Raw genomic sequence first — 16027 nt, 5'->3', positions numbered from 1 at the left:
TCCGACATTCCTCTGCGAGGGTCAGAAGAGCGCGTTCTCCGTGGCCCGGACCTTGCGCTCGAAGTCGAGGAGGTAGCGCTTGCGGTCGAGGCCGCCGCCGTAGCCGGTGAGCGAGCCGGTGGAGCCGACGACGCGGTGGCAGGGGACGATGACGCCGACCGGGTTGCGCCCGTTGGCGAGGCCGACCGCACGGGACGCGGACGGGCTGCCGATCTCGACGGCGAGTTCGCCGTAGGTGATGGTCTGGCCGTAGGGGATCTCCTGTAGGGCGGCCCAGACGCGCTCCTGGAAGGGCGTTCCGTGGAGGCGGAGCGGCAGGTCGAACTCGGTCAGGTCGCCTGCGAAGTACGCGGTGAGCTGTTCGGCGACGGTCGCGAAGGGTTCGTCTTCGGGGTCGCCCGGGGCACCGAAGGTCTCCTGGGACGGACGGTGCCGCTGCATCTCCATGTAGAGCCCGGACAGAGCGCCGTCGGTGGCGACCAAGGTGAGCGGGCCTACGAGGCTCTCTATGACGACGTGCGTTGTTTCCACAGCGGTTCCTTCAGCTCGCGGGAAGCAGGTTGATGGCGTGGTCGAGGGTGGCCCACAGGTACTGGACGGAGTAGGCGCGCCAAGGTCGCCATTGTGCGGCGCGCCGGGTGAGCGCCGCAGGGGTGACGGGAAGTTCGAGCATTGCGGCGGCGGCCCTGATGCCCAGGTCGCCAGGGATGAACGCGTCCGGGTCGCCGAGGGCGCGCATCGCGATGGTCTCGACGGTCCACGGCCCGAAGCCGGGTAGGGCGGACAAGCGCGCGCGGGCCTCGTCCCAGTCGCTCCCTACGCCGAGGTCGATCTCCCCTTGGGCGAGGGCATCGACCAGGGTCATCAGGGTCGTGCGGCGGGTCTTGGGGAAGGCGAGGGACTCCGGGTCGAGTCCGGCCAGGGCGGCGGGGGTCGGGAAGAGGTGCGTCAGCCCGCCGCCTGGGTCGTCGATGGGGTCGCCGTAGGCGGTGACCAGGCGCGCCGCGTGGGTGCGTGCCGCGGCCGTCGAGACCTGCTGGCCGAGAACGGCACGGACGGCGAACTCCGGGGCGTCCACGGTGCGGGGCACGCGGCGCCCCGGGGCCTTGTCGACGAGCGGCGCGAGGACGGGGTCGGCGCGGAGGAGGTCGTCCACGGCGACGGGATCGGCGTCCAGGTCGAGCATCCAACGGCAGCGACTGATCGCGATGGGGAGGTCGCGCAGGTCGCTGAGGCTGAGCGTGCAGGCGACGTGGTCCGGCTGGGGCCGCAGGGTGGCGATGCCGTGCCCGTGGGGCAGCCGCATGGAGCGGCGGAACGCGCCGTCCCGCCACTCCTCGACACCGGGGACGGCGGTGGCGGCGAGGTGCCCGAACAGGTTGTCGGGGCACAGCGGGGCCCGGAACGGCAGCCGCAGCGACAGGGCACCGGACCCGGCGGGCGGATGCCCCTTGGCGACGCGGTCGCGCAGGGCGGACGGGGTGAGCGCGAATACCCCCCGGACGGTGTCGTTGAAGGCGCGGATGCTGGCGAACCCCGCCGCGAACGCCACGTCGCCCATGGGAAGGGGTGTCGTCTCGATGAGCAGCCGCGCCGTCTGCGCGCGCTGGGCCCGTGCCAGGGCGAGCGGGCCCGCGCCCAGTTCCGCGTTGAGTTGGCGCTCTATCTGCCGCGTGCTGTAGCCGAGCCGTGCCGCGAGGCCGGGAACGCCCTCCCGGTCGACGACGCCATCGGCGATGAGGCGCATGGCCCTGGCGACGACGTCCGCGCGGTGGTTCCATTCCGGGGAGCCGGGGGAGGTGTCGGGACGGCACCGTTTGCAGGCTCGGAACCCGGCCTGCTGGGCGGCGGCAGCGCTCGGGTAGAAGCGCATGTTCTCCGGCTTGGGCGGCACCACGGGGCAGCTTGGGCGACAGTAGATCCCGGTGGTCACGACCCCGCCGAAGAACCATCCGTCGAAGCGGGCGTCCTTCGCCTGGAAGGCCCGCACGCACCTTTCCACGTCCTCGTGCATGCCTCCAGCATCACCGATGGTCAGGGGTCTTCACTGGCAGGAATCCGACATCATCGTCGCGGTCCAGGTCAGCGGACGCGCGGGCATGACGTCCCAGGTAATCGATCTTCCGCCGCGGACCCGGCAGCGTAGAGGTCATCGGGGCGAACGATCCCGAAAGATCAGATGGGAGTCATGCCATGAGCGATGTGCAGCAGCGGGTCGAGCGCTACCTGGCCGTGTGGAACGAGACCGACGCGGACGCGCGGCGTGCGGCGATCGACGAGCTGTGGACGGAGAGCCCGGTCTACGTCGACCCGCTCGGCGTGGCGGAGGGGCGCGACGCGATCGACGCGTTCGTCGGCGCCGCGCAGCAGCAGTTCCCCGGCCTGGTGTTCCGCGCGGCGGGGACGGTGGACGCCCACCACAACGTGGCCCGCTTCACCTGGGAGCTCGGCCCGGAGGGCGGCGAGGCGATCGTGGTCGGCTTCGACGTGGCGACGTTCGACGACGACGGCCGGTTCGACCGGGTGACCGGGTTCCTCGACAAGGTGCCGGCCTGACCCGGGCCGTTGCCGGTCCGTACCGACGGGGGCGGCGTGCCGGACGCCCGTGACGTCCGGCACGCCCCGTTCACAGTTGCCGTAGCGCTCCCCCGTCCACGGTCCATTCGGCACCGGTGACCTGGGCGGCCAACGGTGACAGCAGGTACGTGATGACCCGTGCGACGTCCTGGGGCGTGCCAAGACGTCCGGTGGGGAGCCGCCGTTCGTCCTGGACGAATCGTTGGATCGCCTCCTCCACCGGTAGGCCGTACTGGTCGGCCAACTGGTCGGCGAACCCTCCGGGCTCGTCCCACAAGCGCGTGCGGGTCGGGCCGGGCGTGACGACATTGGAACGGACTCCGCAGGGCCCGAACTCCCCCGCCAGCGTCTTGGACACCGACAGGAGCGCCGTCTTGGACGCCGCATAGTCGACCAGTGGCGTGTCGGGAAAACGTGCGGCCTCGCTTGCGACGTGCACGATGCTTCCCGCTCCCTGGTCAATGAGTGCGGGCAGTGCGGCGCGGGCCATGCGCACGGCCGCGTGCAGGTTCAGCTCGAACGTCGCGTGCCACTGGGCGTCGGTGACGTCGAGGAACCCGATCCGGGATTCGAGGGCGCCCGCGTTGTTGACGAGGCCGTCCAGGCGGCCGTGCCGTTCCAGCGCGACGTCCACGACGTGCTGGGCGGCGTCGGGCCGGGTGAGGTCGGCGGCCACGTCGACGGGGGAGCGCGCCACCCCGACGACCTGGGCGCCCTCGCGGGCCAGGAGGGCGGCGGTCGCCTCGCCGATCCCGGCGGACGCGCCGGTCACGATGTAGACCCTGCCGTCGAGTTCGAGGTCCATGGCGGTCCCCTACGAGCGCCGCAGGAACGACCCGGCAAGGGCCGCGCCCGCGAGGACGATCGCGATGTTCACGGCCGTCGCCGTGTGGACGCCGCCGATGACGGACGCGTTCGCCGTGGCCACGGCGCTCATCACGGGGATGCCGAGGGTGATCGCGACCTGCTGCGTCATCGTGGCGAGCCCGGTCGCGAGGCCCTGCTCGCGGTCCGGCAACCCGGACGTCGCGATCCCCATGAACGCGACGATCGCAACAAGGTTCCCGAATCCCCCGATCGCGGTGGCGGCGAGCAGCAGGCCGAGGGCGCCGCGCGACTCCCCGAGGCCCAGCAGCGCGGCGGTGGCCGCGGCCTGCAGGACGAGTCCGGACACCAGCGTGGCCGGGCCGCCGAGCCGCCGCATGACCCGGGGCGCGGCGACGCCTCCGGCGAACGTCCCGGCGCCGAGGACGCCGAGCGCCAGCCCGGTCGCCAGCGGCGAGAAGCCCAGGACCTTCTGGAGGTAGAGCGTCATCAGGAACACCAGCGACGTCTCCGTGGCGAACGCGACGAAGCCGCCCACGTTGCCCCAGGTGACGGTGCGCCGGGTGAGGACGTTCAGCGGCGCGAGCGGAGCCGGCGACCGCCGTTCGACCAGGATGAACGCGGTGAGCAGGACGGCGGCGGCGACCAGTGCGCCGAGCGCGGCGGGGGAGCCCCATCCGGCCGAACCTGCGGACGTGATCCCGTAGACGAGGGCGAGCAGGCCGCCGGTCACGGTCACCGCGCCGGGAACGTCCAGCCGCGCCCCGTCCCGGGACCGGCTCTCCGCGACCACGACGGGCGTGACCGCGAAGATCAGCACCGCCACCGGCACGTTGACCAGGAAGGCCCAGCGCCAGCTCAGCAGGTCGGTCAGCACCCCGCCGAGGATCGCGCCGACGGTGAACCCGGCCGACATCAGCGCGCCGCTGAGCCCGAGCGCACGCGTCCGCAGCGGCCCCTCCGGGAACGACGTGGTGAGCAGCGACAGGGCGGCCGGTGTGGCGATCGCCGTGGCCAGGCCCTGCAGGACGCGTCCGGTGAGCAGCATCGCCGGTGTGGTGGCCAGCCCACCGACCAGCGACCCCGCGGCCAGGAGCGCCATGCCCGCGAGCAGCATCCGGCGCCGTCCGGCCAGATCGGCCACGCGACCGAACAGCAACGTGAATCCGGCGGCGGGGAGGGCGAACGCCGTGGCGATCCACTGGAGCTGGTCCAGTCCGAAGCCCAGTCCTCTGCCGACGACGGGCAGCGCCACGTTCAGGATGGAGAAGTCGATGGCGAGCATGAACTGCGCGCCGAGCAGGAGTGTCAGAACCAGCTTGTGCCGTGACGACATCCGCTCTGGAGGAGCGGACACGGCGGTGGTGAGGGCGGTCATGGCAGAGACTCTCGCCGCGCCGGACGCGCCTACCCAGTCCCCGCTCGTTCGTACCACTCCCGGTAGCAGGCTCAGCGACCTGCGGGGGAGAACCAACCTGGCTCCCTGGCGTGACGGCCTTCCGGTGACCGTCTCCTTAGGCTCAGCAGCGTTCAGCCAGACCGACCAGGAGGATTGCCGTGCGTGGCAAGGTTTTCGCCCTCGCCCTAGCCGCAGTCAGCGTGACCGCACTCAGCGCATGCGACGTGGCCTTCGCTTCAACCTACGAGGACGACGCCACGCTGAAGGGCAAAGTCACCGCTGTGCGAATGGACCACATAGGTTCCGGCAGCGTGACGCTGCACGGTGGCTCGTCCAAGACGTCCCTGCACCGCAAGGTCAAGCACCGCGGTGACAAGCCGGAGGGGCCCACGTACCGGATCGAGAACGGTGTCCTGACGCTGCGCGGCTGCGGCTCGCACTGCTCGGTGAGCTACACGGTCGAACTCCCGGCGGGCCTCCCCGTGTCCGGCGGCACCTCGAACGGCTCCATCACCCTGTCGAAGGTGGGCAAGGTGGACGTGTCCACCGATTCGGGCTCCGTCCGCCTGAACGGCGCCGCGGGCCCGATCAAGGTCAGGACGGACAACGGCGAGATCCGGGGGAGCGACCTCAAGGGCGGCGTCGACGCCGAGACGTCCAACGGCGACGTCGCCCTGACGCCCGGTTCGCCGCAGAACGTCCGCGCCAAGACGGACAACGGCGAGGTCACGGTCACCATGCCCGCGGGACGCTACCGCGTGAGCACGCACACCGGCGACGGCGACCGGCGGCTCGGCATCCCGAACGACCCGTCCGCCGAGTACCGGCTCGACGTCAGCACCAGCAACGGCGACATCACCACCAGGACCGCCTGACCCGCGGTCCTCAGGCCATAGCGTTCGCGAACAGGGCCTGCGCGGTCGAGCCTGCCCGAGTACCGGGCGGCGTGCGCCTGGTCCAGCAGGCTGCTCGCCGCGAGCACGCGGATGGCGCGGGCGTGCGCGCGAGGCGGCTCCGGATAGCCTCGGCGGCATGGCGCGCAATGGCCGGCTCGGCGAGTTCCTCAAGTCGCGGCGGGCGCGGCTGCGTCCCGAGGACGCCGGCCTCCCCACGTACGGGACGCGGCGGCGGGTCCCCGGGCTGCGGCGCGAGGAGCTCGCGCAGCTCGCCGGTGTCAGCGTCGCGTACTACATCAGGCTGGAGCAGGGGACGGCCGACGGCGTGTCCACTGAGATCCTGGACGCGATCTCGCGGGCACTGCGGCTGGACGGCGACGAGCACGCCCATCTGCACCGGCTCGCCCACCCGCCGCGCCGCGCGCCCGCCACAGCGCCTCCGCGCCTGCGGGCACCGCTGCAGCACCTGCTCGACTCGTTCACGCACGCGCCCGCGTACGTCGTCGGGCACTACACGAACGTGGTCGCGTGGAACCGGCTCACCGCCGCCGTTTTCGTCGACCTGGCGAACGTCCCGCCGGACGAGCGGACCTGGTCGCACCAGATCCACCTGAACCCCGACTACAAGGCCCGGCTCGGCGACAACTGGCCGACGGTGGCCCGCCGCAACGCCGCCTACCTCCGCTTCCGTTCCGGTCAGGATCCGGACGACCCGCACCTGCGCGCGGTCATCGACTGCCTGCGGGAGCGGAGCCCGGAGTTCGGCCGCCTGTGGTCGGCGCACCACGTCACGGACCTGACGCACGGCGAGGCCCGTATCGACCATCCCGAGGTGGGACGGCTCGTCCTTCCGTTCGAGACCCTTCACCTGCCCGGCGACCCCGACCTCAGCCGCCTCATGCTCTACGCGGCCGAACCGGGCTCGGCCTCAGAGGCGGCCCTGCGCAAGCTGGCCGAGACGTCCACACACCTCTCCAGCGCCGACCTCGCCTAGGACGGCCGGTGCCGGCTCACCCGGCGGCCGCGCGGAAGTGGGCGTCACGGTCGACTGTCGCCAGGGCGGTGTTGAGCAGGGCGATCACCGCGAAGGCTACGGCGGCCGTGGCGTGGCCGACGCCAGCGAGGGCGAGCGCGCCCGCACCGAACACGGCGGCCTTCACCAACAGGACGAGCGGCAGCGCGATCGTGAACCGGGCCCGTGGCGCGGCGAACAGGCCCCACAGGACGATCGCCGCGGCGGGCGCCCCGACCCCGAGGACGACGTTCACCAGCACGTTCCCGCCCGCCGTGAAGCCCCACCAGGCGAGCGCGGCGATGGCGGCGAGTTCCAGCAGGAAGGCGAGCCCCTCGTTGAGGGCATGCAATGGCCCAGGTAGACGCACGCCGATACGGTACCTCTGTGGACGAGATCTCCTGGCGGGAGGACGGCCGGGACCATCGCGTCCGCTGGCGGTCGGAGAGCGGCGCGCCGCCGCCCCGCCGCGTCGTGGTCGCCGACGACGAGACGCGCGCGGACGACGCCTACCGCCTGGCGTGCGAGGGCACCGCGCTGCTGTGGCGCGGCGACTTCCAGAACGCGCGGCAGCTTCTCAAGGCCATGGCGCGCCGGATCGACCGTCCCCCACGGCGGCGCAGGCACAAACCCGAACCGGACCGCGCCCAGGCGTTCCACCTGTACCGGCAGGCGCGCGCCCAGCGCGCGCGGACGCTCGGCATGCTGCTCATACCGTTCGACCCCGGTCACGTGATTCCGCTGCGGCGAGCACCAGACGTCCAGGACGCCTGTACGGAGGCCTACGGGACGGACGACCAGCCCTACATCACCTCACTGCGAGAACTGCTCGGCCTGATCGGCGCACACGAATGGCGTGAGAAGGGCGTCCCGATTCCTGCGCTGGGCAGCGACCGCGTACACCCGCACTACGGCGTCTTCTCACCGATCAGGGGCGAATACGTCGATCTGGTGGGCGAGGCACCGCTTCCCCCGACGAAAACGGCGTTCGACGTTGGAACCGGTACGGGCGTCCTGGCGGCGGTTCTGGCTCGTCGTGGCATCGAGCACGTCGTCGCCACTGACCAGGATCCGCGTGCGCTGGTCTGCGCCCAAGAGAACGTCGACCGTCTGGGGGTGAACGTCGAGGTCGTCCAAGCCGACCTCTTCCCGGACGGACGCGCCGGTCTGGCCGTCTGCAACCCGCCCTGGGTCCCGGCCAAGCCCAGCACGCCCCTGGAGCACGCCGTTTACGATCCGGGCAGCCGGATGCTGCGCGGTTTCCTGTCCGGCCTCGCCGACCACCTCGAACCGGGCGGGGAGGGATGGCTGATCCTGTCCGACCTGGCCGAACACCTGGGCCTCCGCACGCGGGACGAGCTCCTGGAGATGATCGCCTCGTCCGGCCTGCGGGTCGCGGGCAGGCTCGACACCGCCCCGCGCCACCCGCGCGCCGCCGATCCCGACGACCCCCTCCACGCGGCCCGCGCCGCCGAGACCACGTCCCTGTGGCGGCTCACCGCCGGGTGACGCCGCTCAGCGGTGGCTGCGGTGCGCGGTCTCGGGACCGATGACGCGCAGCAGGTCGAGGGACTCGATGCTGCCGGTGCCGGGCGGCGGCGTGAAGACGACGAGCCGCTGGTCCTCGGCCGGGGTCAGCAGCGCCTCGGTGTCGAACTCGATGAGGCCGACCTCCGGGTGCACGACCTTCATCCGGCTGGTGCGCTCGACGGCGACCTCGTGCCGGTCCCAGACCCGGGTGAACTCGCCGCTGGCCGCGTGCAGCCGTTCGACCAGGGCGGACGCGGCCGCGTCGTTGCCCCGGCGCGCGACGGCGGCCCGCAGCAGGGCGACATGCCGGCGGCCGTGCGGCTCGTGCTCCTCCTCCGGGTACGCCTCCCGGACGAACGGGTCGGTGAACCACCGCCACACGATATTCCGGTCGGGCTCCTCCACCGTGCAGACGCACCCGAAAAGGGCCTCGGCCAGCGCGTTCTGGGCCAGCAGGTCGCCGAGATCGCCGATGATCTGCGCCGGCGTCTCGTGCAGCCGGTCCAGCAGGTACAGCATGCTCGGCCGGACGTACTCGCCCGCGAACGGCCCGGCGGGCGGGCGGTGGCCGGCGAGGACGTACAGGTGGTCGCGCTCGTCGATCGTGAGCCGCAGCGCGCGGGCCAGCGCGCCGAGCAGCTGGGTGGACGGCTGCGGGCTGCGGGCCTGCTCAAGGCGCATGTAGTAGTCCGCCGACATGCCGGCGAGCAGCGACACCTCCTCACGGCGCAGCCCCGGCGTCCGGCGCCGCGGGCCCGCCGTCAGCCCGACCTCCTGCGGGCGGAGCCGCTCGCGGGAGCGGCGGAGGAAGTCGGCGAGCTCCTTGCGGTCCATCTCCATGCCCCCATGATTCCGCCCCGTCCGGAATGTCCGTAGATCTGAGACTGGGACCCGTTGTCCTAGCCAAAGCCGTCCGCTCCTCATCGCGGCCGGGCGCTGGCAGCGTCGAGGTCGTCCAGGAACGACACCGAAAAGGAACGACACCGATAAGGACGGCCCGTCATGCCGAAGCTCACCGTTGGAAACGCCACCGTCCCCTACCGCGTCGAGGGCTCGGGGCCCGTCCTCGTCCTCGTGCACGGCGTCGGGCCCGGTTCGGGCATGTGGGACCAGCTGCTCGACCGTTTCACCGATCACCGTACCGTCGTCCTGCCCGACCTCTCCGGCAGCGACCCCGCCGAGGACGACGGCTCTCCGATCACCATCGAGGCACTCGGCGCGCAGGTCAACGCCGTGATCGAGGACACCGGCGCGGGCCCGGCCGACGTGGTCGGGTTCTCGCTCGGCGCCCCGACCGTCGCGGCGGCCGCGGCGCTGCGCCCCGACCTCGTCCGGCGGCTGGTGCCCGTGGCGGGGCTGTCCCACGCGGGCGACGAGTACGTCCAGCAGCACATGACCCTCTGGCTGGACCTCGCCGGCGACCCGGAGGGCTTCGGACGGTTCGCGACGCTCACCGCGCTGAGCCGCGCGTTCCTCAACCAGATCGGGCATGACGCGGTCGAGCAGCAGCATGCGTTCATGGGCCTGAACGACGACCGGGTACGGCAGATCGACCTCGTCAAGCGGCTCGACATCCGGGCGCTACTGCCCCGGATCGCGGCGCCCACCCTGGTCATCGGGGCGACCCGCGACCAGACGATCCCCGTCGAGAACCACCGGGAGCTGTTCGCGGGCATCCGGGGCAGCGAGTACGCCGAACTCGACACCGGCCACGTGGCGATGGCGGAGCGGCCCGACGAGTTCGTCAAGCTCGTCCGGGACTTCTTCGAACGCCCCTGACCGCCGCTCCGGGCCGCTCAGCCAGGTGCCCGGCTGGGCGGAGCCCGGTTACCGTGCGCACCGGGCACCATGGAGAACATGCGTCCCATCGAACAGCAGACCATTCTCATCACGGGCGCGACCGACGGGCTCGGCCGCGCCCTGGCCGCCGAGCTGGCCTCCGAAGGCGCCACGGTCCTCGTCCACGGACGCGACGACCGGCGCGGCGAGGCGACCCTCCGGGAGATCGGCGGCAAGGCCTCCTGGTACCGCGCCGACCTGTCCTCGCTGGCCGAGACCCGCGCGCTCGCCGAGGCCGTCCGCGCCGACCACCCGCGCCTGGACGTCCTCGTCAACAACGCGGGGATCGGCTCCGCCGAGGGCCCGCGGGAGGAGAGCGCGGACGGCCACGAGCTGACGTTCCAGGTGAACTACCTGTCCGGCTACCTGCTCACCCGGCTCCTGCTGCCCACCCTGATCGCATCCGCGCCGGCGCGGATCGTCAACGTCAGCAGCCTCGGCCAGCAGGCCGTCGACCTCGACGACGTGATGATCACCCGTGGGTACACCGCGATGCGTGCGTACTACCAGAGCAAGCTCGCCCAGATCCTGTTCACGATCGACCTCGCCGCCGAGCTGGCCGGGACGGGCGTCACCGCGAACGCCCTGCATCCGGCCACCTACATGCCGACCAAGATCGTGGTCACGCCGCTCAGCACCCTGGAGGAGGGCGTCCGGGCGACGCGCCGCCTCATCACCGACCCCGCCCTGGACGACGTGTCCGGCCGCTTCTTCGACGGGCTCCAGGAAGCGCGCGCGAACGCCCAGGCATACGACTCCAACGCTCGCGCCCGCCTGAAAACCATCTCGGACGAACTCACGTCCCCCTGAACCAGCGCGGGACTCAGAGATTCACGGCCTCCCAGATGGGACGGGCCTCGACCCGCGTGATGCGCCATCCCTCCGCCGTCCGGACGGCGCGCAGCTCGTAGCGCTCGCCGAGCAGGCGCAGGCCGTCCTCCCGGGCGAAGACCACCAGGAGGTTCGCGCCGATCGCGGCCTGGTCGCCGTCCACATCGATGAGCGGATCGGTGATGAAGTGCTGGGTCGGCACCGTGTGGTTCCGGCGCGCCTGCGCGACGAGGGCGTCGATCCCCTTCGCGACCCCGCCCTGGGTGTGCGCCTCGGCGCCTTCGGCGAAGAGGGCCCGCCCGTCGCCGGGGCTCTTGTCGTCCAGCCACAACCCCAGACGGCTGACGAGATCGGAGAGTTCAGCACGGTCGTCCACGGTTCCCCATTTCATTGGCGATACCAACATTGGCAGGTCCAACAATAAACGATCGTTGGCCGAGCCAACAACCCCTACACTGGACCGCATGACGCCGTCCGACGGCCGGACGCCCACGCGGCTCCGGCACACCCCGAGCTGGCTGATCAACCTGGCCTCCGCGCACAGCCACCGCCTGGTCGCCGAGGGATTCACCGCCGCCGGCGCCCGCGGCTACCACTACCGGCTGCTCGCCGCCCTGGACGAGTACGGCCCGTCCAGCCAGGCCGACCTCGGCCGCCGCTCGGGCATCGACCGCAGCGACGTGGTCGCCGCCCTGAACGAGCTGGCCGCCAAGAACCTGGTCGACCGCTCCCCCGACCCGTCCGACCGGCGCCGCAACGTCGTCACGCTCACCCCGGAGGGCTCCCTCCACCTGGTGGAACTGGAGAAGGTCGTCACCCGCATCCAGGACGACCTGCTCGCCCCCCTCGCACCGGACGAACGCACCCGTCTCACCGAACTGCTGACCCGCGTCGTCGACCACCACGCCGAGAGCCGCCAGCCCGGATAATCGGTGGCGATCATTGGGGCACCCAACATAGAGTGATCGCCCCCCGACCCGAGGAGCCGCCCGTGCCGCCTGCCATCCGCTTCGCCGAACTGCCGCCCGCCGCGATGAAAGCCCTGTTGGAGGACGACCTGGAGGGCGCCGGCGCGGTCGCCGGAGTGCCCCTCACCGACTACTTCACCACCGACGACGCGAAGTACCTGTGGCGCTTCCGCCTCGCCCAACTCGACCGCGACCCGTCCCACGCCCCCTGGATCGTCCGGGCCGCCGTCACCGAACCGGAAGGCGTGGTGGTCGGCCACGCGGGCTTCCACAGCGCTCCGGACGAGAACGGGACCGTCGTGATCGCCTACTCCGTCGACCCCGCCCACCGCCGCAGGGGCTACGCCCGCGCGATGCTCGCCGCCCTCCTGGCCCGCGCCGCCGCCGAACCGTCCGTCACCACCGTCCGCGCCACGATCAGCCCTGACAACGAGGCGTCCCTGGCCACCATCGCAGGTCAGGGCTTCACCCACGTGGGCGAGCAATGGGACGAGGAAGACGGCCGGGAGCTCATCTACGAACGCCCCGCCCGCTGACGCATCCTCGGAAACCCCGCCAAGACGACGGGGCGAGCGCCAAGGCCTCTGGGCGGGCGATGAATGCCGCTGCTCGCGGCGTTAGGCTCGCTGGGACGGGCACCGGGGAGACGTTCCGCGATCGGATGGGGGCCTGATGGAGAGCCGAGAGCTTCGCGAGTTGCAGAAGCCGCTCAAGGAGCGCTACCGGGAGGATCCCGGATCCGCGGTGGTGACCTTGAGCGCCGCCGGGACGCTGGAGGACGGCGTCACCTGCTCGGTGGAGACGGGACGGGCGCTGGCGGTGGCCGGGCTGCACCCGGCGGCCGGAGGCGACGGCACCCTGCTGTGCTCCGGCGACATGCTGCTGGAGGCGCTGGTCGCCTGCGCCGGGGTGACGCTGCGCTCGGTCGCGACGGCCCTGGAGCTGGACGTCCACGGCGGGACGGTCAGCGCGGAAGGCGACCTGGACTTCCGCGGGACGCTCGCCGTGGACCGGGAGGCGCCCGTCGGCTTCCGCGCCATCCGGCTGCGGTTCGAGCTCGACACCGACGCCTCGGAGGAGGACATGGCCACCCTGCTGCGGCTGACCGAGCGGTACTGCGTCGTCTTGCAGACCCTGGCGTCCTCCCCCGAGCTCACGGTGACCTCCCGCGCCGGCTGACGACGTCCCACCGTCCCCGAGCCTGCGCCGTCCGCCTACGGGGACGGACGCGTGACCTGCACCGGCGTCCCGTAGTCGGAGAGCTCGGTGACGGCGGTGAAGCGGACGGGGTCCCGGTCGGCGATCTCGGGGTCCGCGCTGGTGATGACGGTCGTCTGCACGATCTTCTGGATCTTGCGGGTGGCGGTCCCGACCGTCACCGTCCCGGTGATCCGGGTCCCGGCGGGCGAACCCTCGGAGGGACGGGCGGCGTGGGAGAAGGCGTAGACCTGCACCGCCGTCTCCCCGCTGCCCGCACGGCCCTGAGGTGTCACCGTTCCGAAGGTGGCCAGCATCCGCAGCATCCGGCCGGGGTCGGCGGTCAGCTCCTGCGGGCCGGTGGTGCCGCGCGTCAACCCGCGCAGGCCGCGGTCGAGCTTGCGCCATGTCTCACCGCGCCGCACGTACCACTCGTCGCCGATGAAGCGCTGCTCCATCGGCACCGATCCGGGTCCGCGCAGGTAGCCGCGCCGGTTGGGAGCGTCGAAGGCGCCCTGATAGGTCTCCACCGTTTCACGCCGGCCGCGCGAGCTCAGCGTCCAGGTGAGTTTCACGTGGAACGTCGTGCTCGCCGTCGCCTCGGTCGCCGCGGCCAGGGTGACGCCGCTCTCTCGTCCGGGGGTGATCGTGCGGCGGCCGTCGTCGCCGGAGACGAGGTTCCCGCCGACGGTGGCGGCGGCCACGACCAGGGCGATCGCGCCGGTGCCGACCGCGCCGGCGGCCGTGCGGCGCCTGCGCCTGGCGCGTCGGCCGCGGTGCATCAGGGTCTCGATCGGCGCGTCGGTGATCGGGTGCCCGTCGGTCGCCGACCGCAGCATCCGGGTCAGCCGTTCCTCGCTCATCGTGTGATCTCCTCGGTCTGCGGAAGGGCGAGCGTGGAACGGAGCCGTTTCATCGCCCGGGAGTGCTGGCTCTTGACGGTGCCGACGGAACATCCGAGGAGGTCGGCGGTCGCCGCCTCCGTCATGTCGGCGTAGTGGCGCAGCACGACGACCGCGCGCTGCTGGCGGGGCAGGGCGAGCAGCGCACGGCGCAGCTCGTCGTCCGGTTCCCGCGGGGAGCTGGAGCGTGCGTCGAGCCGTTCGGGGGCCTCGGTCAGCAACTCGCGCCGTCTGCGCCGCCACCAGCTGACGTTGCCGTTGACCAGCATCCGTTTCAGGTAGGCGTCCGGATCGCCGTCCGCCACCCGGCGCCAGCGCACGTACAGCTTCACCAGGCAGTCCTGGAGAAGTTCTTCGCCGCGGTGGGAGTCGCCGGTCAGCAACGTGGCCAGGCCGTGATGGCGTTTCCACGCGGCGGCCGCGAACGTGACGTACGCGGTTTCCTGCGTCGGTTCACTCACGCCCATTGAACGCCTCAGGGAGCACGGATGGTTGGCAGGAATGACCGGTCAATGGCGGACGGGGCGTTGTTCGCGCGGTCGCGGTTCAGACCTCGGGTCTCGATGCGGCGAAGCGGGCGCGGTAGGCGGACGGGCTGAGGCCGGTCTGGCGGCGAAGCCGGGTGCGCAGGTTGGCGGGGGTGCCCAGGCCGCTGGCACGCGCGACGGCCTCCAGCCTGAGTTCGCCCCTCTCGATGAGCCTGCACGCCAGCGCGACCCGCTCGGCGTTCAGCCAGGCCAGCGGTGTGGTGCCGAGTTCGGCTTGGAAGCGGCGGTGCAGGGTGGCGGCGCTGGTCGCGGCCCGGGCGGCCAGGTCGGCGACGGTCAGCGGCTGATCGAGGTGCTCCTGTGCCCAGGCCAGGACGGGCGCCAGCGAGGTGTCCGGGATCGCGGGGACGGGACGTTCGACGAACTGCCGCTGGCCGCCGTCGCGGTGCACGGCGAAGACCAGGCGGCGGCTGACGGCGTTGACGACCTCCGCGCCGTGGTCGCGGCGCACGAGGTGCAGGCCCAGGTCGAGCGCGGCGGCACTGCCCGCGGCGGTCAGCACGTCACCGTCGTCCACGAACAGCACCCCGGGTTCGAGCCGCACCGACGGGAAGCGGGCCCGGAAGAGATCGGCCCAGCGCCAGTGGGTGGTCGCCGGACGGCCGTCGAGCACGCCGGCGGCCGCGAGGGTGAACGCGCCGGTGCAGAAGCTCACGAGGCGCGCGCCTCGGGCGGCGGCCCCCCGGATCGCGGCGAGGACCCTCTCGTCAGGGGCGTTGTCGGGGTCGGGACGGTTTGGGACGATCACCGTGTCGGCCCCTTCGACCGCCTCCAGCCCCGGAATCCCCGACATCGTGAACATCCCCGCGTGCATCGCCACCGGGCCGGGCGCGCAGAGCGTGAAGTCGTACCACGGGATGCCCAACTCGGGTCGGCGCAAGCCGAACAGCTCCGTCGCGACGCCCATCTCGAACGGGTTCGAGCCCCTGTCGACGATCATCACCACACGGTGCGAGGAACCTTGCGACATATGCGATTCCTAGCACTCACGCTGGACCGGGGCCAATCGAGACAGTGGTCAGATGAGCGAACCGATCGATCTGCAGTCCGCGCTGGCCACTTTCACCGACCTCTGGAGCCCGCGCATCGTCTCGCGGGTGAACGACTACGACGTCCGCGTCGCCAAGGTCGCCGGTGACCATCTCTGGCATGCCCACGACGACACCGACGAGTTCTTCCTGGTGCTCGACGGCGAACTGACCATCGCGCTCCGCGAAGAAGGGGGCGAACGTGCCGTGACGCTGCCCAGGGGCGCGGTGTTCGTCGTCCCCCGCGGCATCGAGCACAAGCCGTCCGCCCCGGGCGGGGCCTCGGTCCTCATGTTCGAGCCGACCGGGACGTTGAGCGTCGGCGACCGGCACGAGGACGTGCCGCACCACGTCGACGCGACCACAGGGCGGCCGCTCGACTAGCTGTACTCGGTCATGATCTTGGTGACAGTCGGGTGATGGGTGGCTTGCCGCCCAGGGCTGAGTGGGGGCGTTTGGTGTTGTAGTGCTCCAG

Annotated in this window: 21 protein-coding genes; 10 read left to right on the top strand and 11 right to left on the bottom strand. The window is 71.9% G+C overall.

Translation table 11 applies throughout. The features are described 5' to 3' along the window. Positions 1–21 precede the first annotated feature (21 nt). Together AB0H37_RS38520 and AB0H37_RS38515 are read right to left on the bottom strand one after the other, a co-directional pair. Positions 22–531: a methylated-DNA--[protein]-cysteine S-methyltransferase gene (locus AB0H37_RS38520; protein ID WP_179831382.1), complete on the bottom strand. Its 510-nt coding sequence runs from the start codon at positions 529–531 to the stop codon at positions 22–24. A gap of 10 nt (positions 532–541) precedes the next feature. Beyond that, positions 542–2014, bottom strand: a complete 1473-nt coding sequence (locus AB0H37_RS38515) for an AlkA N-terminal domain-containing protein (protein ID WP_179831383.1) — start codon at positions 2012–2014, stop codon at positions 542–544. A 179-nt stretch (positions 2015–2193) separates the two neighbouring features. On the opposite strand from AB0H37_RS38515, the gene AB0H37_RS38510 reads away from it, so the two are divergent. After that, on the top strand, positions 2194–2556 hold the full coding sequence (locus tag AB0H37_RS38510) for a nuclear transport factor 2 family protein (protein WP_179831384.1): 363 nt from the start codon (positions 2194–2196) through the stop codon (positions 2554–2556). A gap of 70 nt (positions 2557–2626) precedes the next feature. Here AB0H37_RS38510 and AB0H37_RS38505 read toward each other — a convergent pair whose 3' ends face one another. Then, complete coding sequence (locus AB0H37_RS38505; RefSeq protein ID WP_360617585.1) at positions 2627–3382, bottom strand: SDR family oxidoreductase; 756 nt, start codon at positions 3380–3382, stop codon at positions 2627–2629. Between the two features lie 9 nt (positions 3383–3391). After that, a complete protein-coding gene (locus AB0H37_RS38500) occupies positions 3392–4780 on the bottom strand; it encodes an MFS transporter (RefSeq protein WP_360617584.1) in 1389 nt (462 codons plus the stop codon). Positions 4781–5025: 245 nt separating this feature from the next. Here AB0H37_RS38500 and AB0H37_RS38495 point away from each other — a divergent pair, with 245 nt between their 5' ends. Both AB0H37_RS38495 and AB0H37_RS38490 read left to right on the top strand, forming a co-directional pair. Continuing rightward, on the top strand, positions 5026–5676 hold the full coding sequence (locus AB0H37_RS38495; RefSeq protein WP_360617583.1) for a DUF4097 family beta strand repeat-containing protein: 651 nt from the start codon (positions 5026–5028) through the stop codon (positions 5674–5676). Positions 5677–5833: 157 nt separating this feature from the next. Beyond that, positions 5834–6691: a helix-turn-helix transcriptional regulator gene (locus AB0H37_RS38490; protein ID WP_360617582.1), complete on the top strand. Its 858-nt coding sequence runs from the start codon at positions 5834–5836 to the stop codon at positions 6689–6691. 16 nt (positions 6692–6707) lie between these two features. Here the strand turns inward: AB0H37_RS38490 and AB0H37_RS38485 are convergent, their stop codons facing one another. Next, complete coding sequence (locus AB0H37_RS38485) at positions 6708–7079, bottom strand: YrdB family protein (RefSeq protein WP_360617580.1); 372 nt, start codon at positions 7077–7079, stop codon at positions 6708–6710. Between the two features lie 17 nt (positions 7080–7096). Here AB0H37_RS38485 and AB0H37_RS38480 point away from each other — a divergent pair, with 17 nt between their 5' ends. Next, a complete protein-coding gene (locus tag AB0H37_RS38480; RefSeq protein WP_360617579.1) occupies positions 7097–8218 on the top strand; it encodes a class I SAM-dependent methyltransferase in 1122 nt (373 codons plus the stop codon). 6 nt (positions 8219–8224) lie between these two features. On the opposite strand, the gene AB0H37_RS38475 is transcribed toward AB0H37_RS38480, so the two are convergent. After that, positions 8225–9079 carry a helix-turn-helix transcriptional regulator gene (locus AB0H37_RS38475; protein ID WP_329097434.1) on the bottom strand — a complete coding sequence of 285 codons (855 nt, stop codon included), beginning with the start codon at positions 9077–9079 and terminating at the stop codon, positions 8225–8227. A 162-nt stretch (positions 9080–9241) separates the two neighbouring features. On the opposite strand from AB0H37_RS38475, the gene AB0H37_RS38470 reads away from it, so the two are divergent. Then, a complete protein-coding gene (locus AB0H37_RS38470) occupies positions 9242–10018 on the top strand; it encodes an alpha/beta hydrolase (protein ID WP_329097432.1) in 777 nt (258 codons plus the stop codon). A gap of 78 nt (positions 10019–10096) precedes the next feature. Continuing rightward, positions 10097–10888: an SDR family NAD(P)-dependent oxidoreductase gene (locus AB0H37_RS38465; RefSeq protein WP_329097430.1), complete on the top strand. Its 792-nt coding sequence runs from the start codon at positions 10097–10099 to the stop codon at positions 10886–10888. 13 nt (positions 10889–10901) lie between these two features. On the opposite strand, the gene AB0H37_RS38460 is transcribed toward AB0H37_RS38465, so the two are convergent. Continuing rightward, complete coding sequence (locus tag AB0H37_RS38460; protein WP_360617577.1) at positions 10902–11285, bottom strand: nuclear transport factor 2 family protein; 384 nt, start codon at positions 11283–11285, stop codon at positions 10902–10904. An 88-nt stretch (positions 11286–11373) separates the two neighbouring features. On the opposite strand from AB0H37_RS38460, the gene AB0H37_RS38455 reads away from it, so the two are divergent. From AB0H37_RS38455 to AB0H37_RS38445, 3 genes are all read left to right on the top strand, one after another. Next, entirely contained in the window at positions 11374–11838 is a 465-nt protein-coding gene (locus AB0H37_RS38455; protein WP_360617575.1) for a MarR family transcriptional regulator, read from the top strand. Between the two features lie 62 nt (positions 11839–11900). Continuing rightward, complete coding sequence (locus AB0H37_RS38450) at positions 11901–12413, top strand: GNAT family protein (RefSeq protein ID WP_229810066.1); 513 nt, start codon at positions 11901–11903, stop codon at positions 12411–12413. 136 nt (positions 12414–12549) lie between these two features. Beyond that, positions 12550–13056, top strand: coding sequence for an OsmC family protein (locus AB0H37_RS38445; RefSeq protein ID WP_360617574.1), 507 nt, complete (start codon positions 12550–12552; stop codon positions 13054–13056). Between the two features lie 35 nt (positions 13057–13091). Here the strand turns inward: AB0H37_RS38445 and AB0H37_RS38440 are convergent, their stop codons facing one another. The 3 genes from AB0H37_RS38440 to AB0H37_RS38430 form a co-directional block, all read right to left on the bottom strand. Beyond that, positions 13092–13937: a hypothetical protein gene (locus tag AB0H37_RS38440; RefSeq protein WP_360617572.1), complete on the bottom strand. Its 846-nt coding sequence runs from the start codon at positions 13935–13937 to the stop codon at positions 13092–13094. Beyond that, entirely contained in the window at positions 13934–14437 is a 504-nt protein-coding gene (locus tag AB0H37_RS38435; protein WP_360617571.1) for a SigE family RNA polymerase sigma factor, read from the bottom strand. Before AB0H37_RS38435 ends, AB0H37_RS38440 begins: the two co-directional genes overlap by 4 nt. An 85-nt stretch (positions 14438–14522) precedes the next feature. Then, the gene (locus AB0H37_RS38430) at positions 14523–15470 is read right to left on the bottom strand and encodes a helix-turn-helix domain-containing protein (RefSeq protein ID WP_329098461.1); all 948 of its coding nucleotides are present in this window, start codon (positions 15468–15470) and stop codon (positions 14523–14525) included. A gap of 76 nt (positions 15471–15546) precedes the next feature. Here AB0H37_RS38430 and AB0H37_RS38425 point away from each other — a divergent pair, with 76 nt between their 5' ends. Further along, complete coding sequence (locus AB0H37_RS38425; protein ID WP_360617569.1) at positions 15547–15936, top strand: cupin domain-containing protein; 390 nt, start codon at positions 15547–15549, stop codon at positions 15934–15936. Positions 15937–15946: 10 nt separating this feature from the next. On the opposite strand, the gene AB0H37_RS38420 is transcribed toward AB0H37_RS38425, so the two are convergent. Further along, the gene (locus AB0H37_RS38420; protein ID WP_360614826.1) at positions 15947–16027 is read right to left on the bottom strand and encodes an integrase core domain-containing protein; all 81 of its coding nucleotides are present in this window, start codon (positions 16025–16027) and stop codon (positions 15947–15949) included.

The organism is Actinomadura sp. NPDC023710 (assembly GCF_040639875.1).
Lineage (GTDB): Bacteria > Actinomycetota > Actinomycetes > Streptosporangiales > Streptosporangiaceae > Spirillospora > Spirillospora citrea.
Note: the sequence above shows the minus strand (reverse complement) of the source record. Positions and strands in the feature narration are given on the sequence as shown.

Excerpts from the sequence above, each read along its gene's own strand:
- AB0H37_RS38515 (WP_179831383.1), bottom strand. The coding sequence starts at position 2,014 with ATGCACGAGGACGTGGAAAGGTGCGTGCGGGCCTTCCAGGCGAAGGAC.
- AB0H37_RS38510 (WP_179831384.1), top strand. The coding sequence starts at position 2,194 with ATGAGCGATGTGCAGCAGCGGGTCGAGCGCTACCTGGCCGTGTGGAAC.
- AB0H37_RS38505 (WP_360617585.1), bottom strand. The coding sequence starts at position 3,382 with ATGGACCTCGAACTCGACGGCAGGGTCTACATCGTGACCGGCGCGTCC.
- AB0H37_RS38500 (WP_360617584.1), bottom strand. The coding sequence starts at position 4,780 with ATGACCGCCCTCACCACCGCCGTGTCCGCTCCTCCAGAGCGGATGTCG.
- AB0H37_RS38490 (WP_360617582.1), top strand. The coding sequence starts at position 5,834 with ATGGCGCGCAATGGCCGGCTCGGCGAGTTCCTCAAGTCGCGGCGGGCG.
- AB0H37_RS38475 (WP_329097434.1), bottom strand. The coding sequence starts at position 9,079 with ATGGAGATGGACCGCAAGGAGCTCGCCGACTTCCTCCGCCGCTCCCGC.
- AB0H37_RS38470 (WP_329097432.1), top strand. The coding sequence starts at position 9,242 with ATGCCGAAGCTCACCGTTGGAAACGCCACCGTCCCCTACCGCGTCGAG.
- AB0H37_RS38465 (WP_329097430.1), top strand. The coding sequence starts at position 10,097 with ATGCGTCCCATCGAACAGCAGACCATTCTCATCACGGGCGCGACCGAC.
- AB0H37_RS38455 (WP_360617575.1), top strand. The coding sequence starts at position 11,374 with ATGACGCCGTCCGACGGCCGGACGCCCACGCGGCTCCGGCACACCCCG.
- AB0H37_RS38445 (WP_360617574.1), top strand. The coding sequence starts at position 12,550 with ATGGAGAGCCGAGAGCTTCGCGAGTTGCAGAAGCCGCTCAAGGAGCGC.
- AB0H37_RS38440 (WP_360617572.1), bottom strand. The coding sequence starts at position 13,937 with ATGAGCGAGGAACGGCTGACCCGGATGCTGCGGTCGGCGACCGACGGG.
- AB0H37_RS38425 (WP_360617569.1), top strand. The coding sequence starts at position 15,547 with ATGAGCGAACCGATCGATCTGCAGTCCGCGCTGGCCACTTTCACCGAC.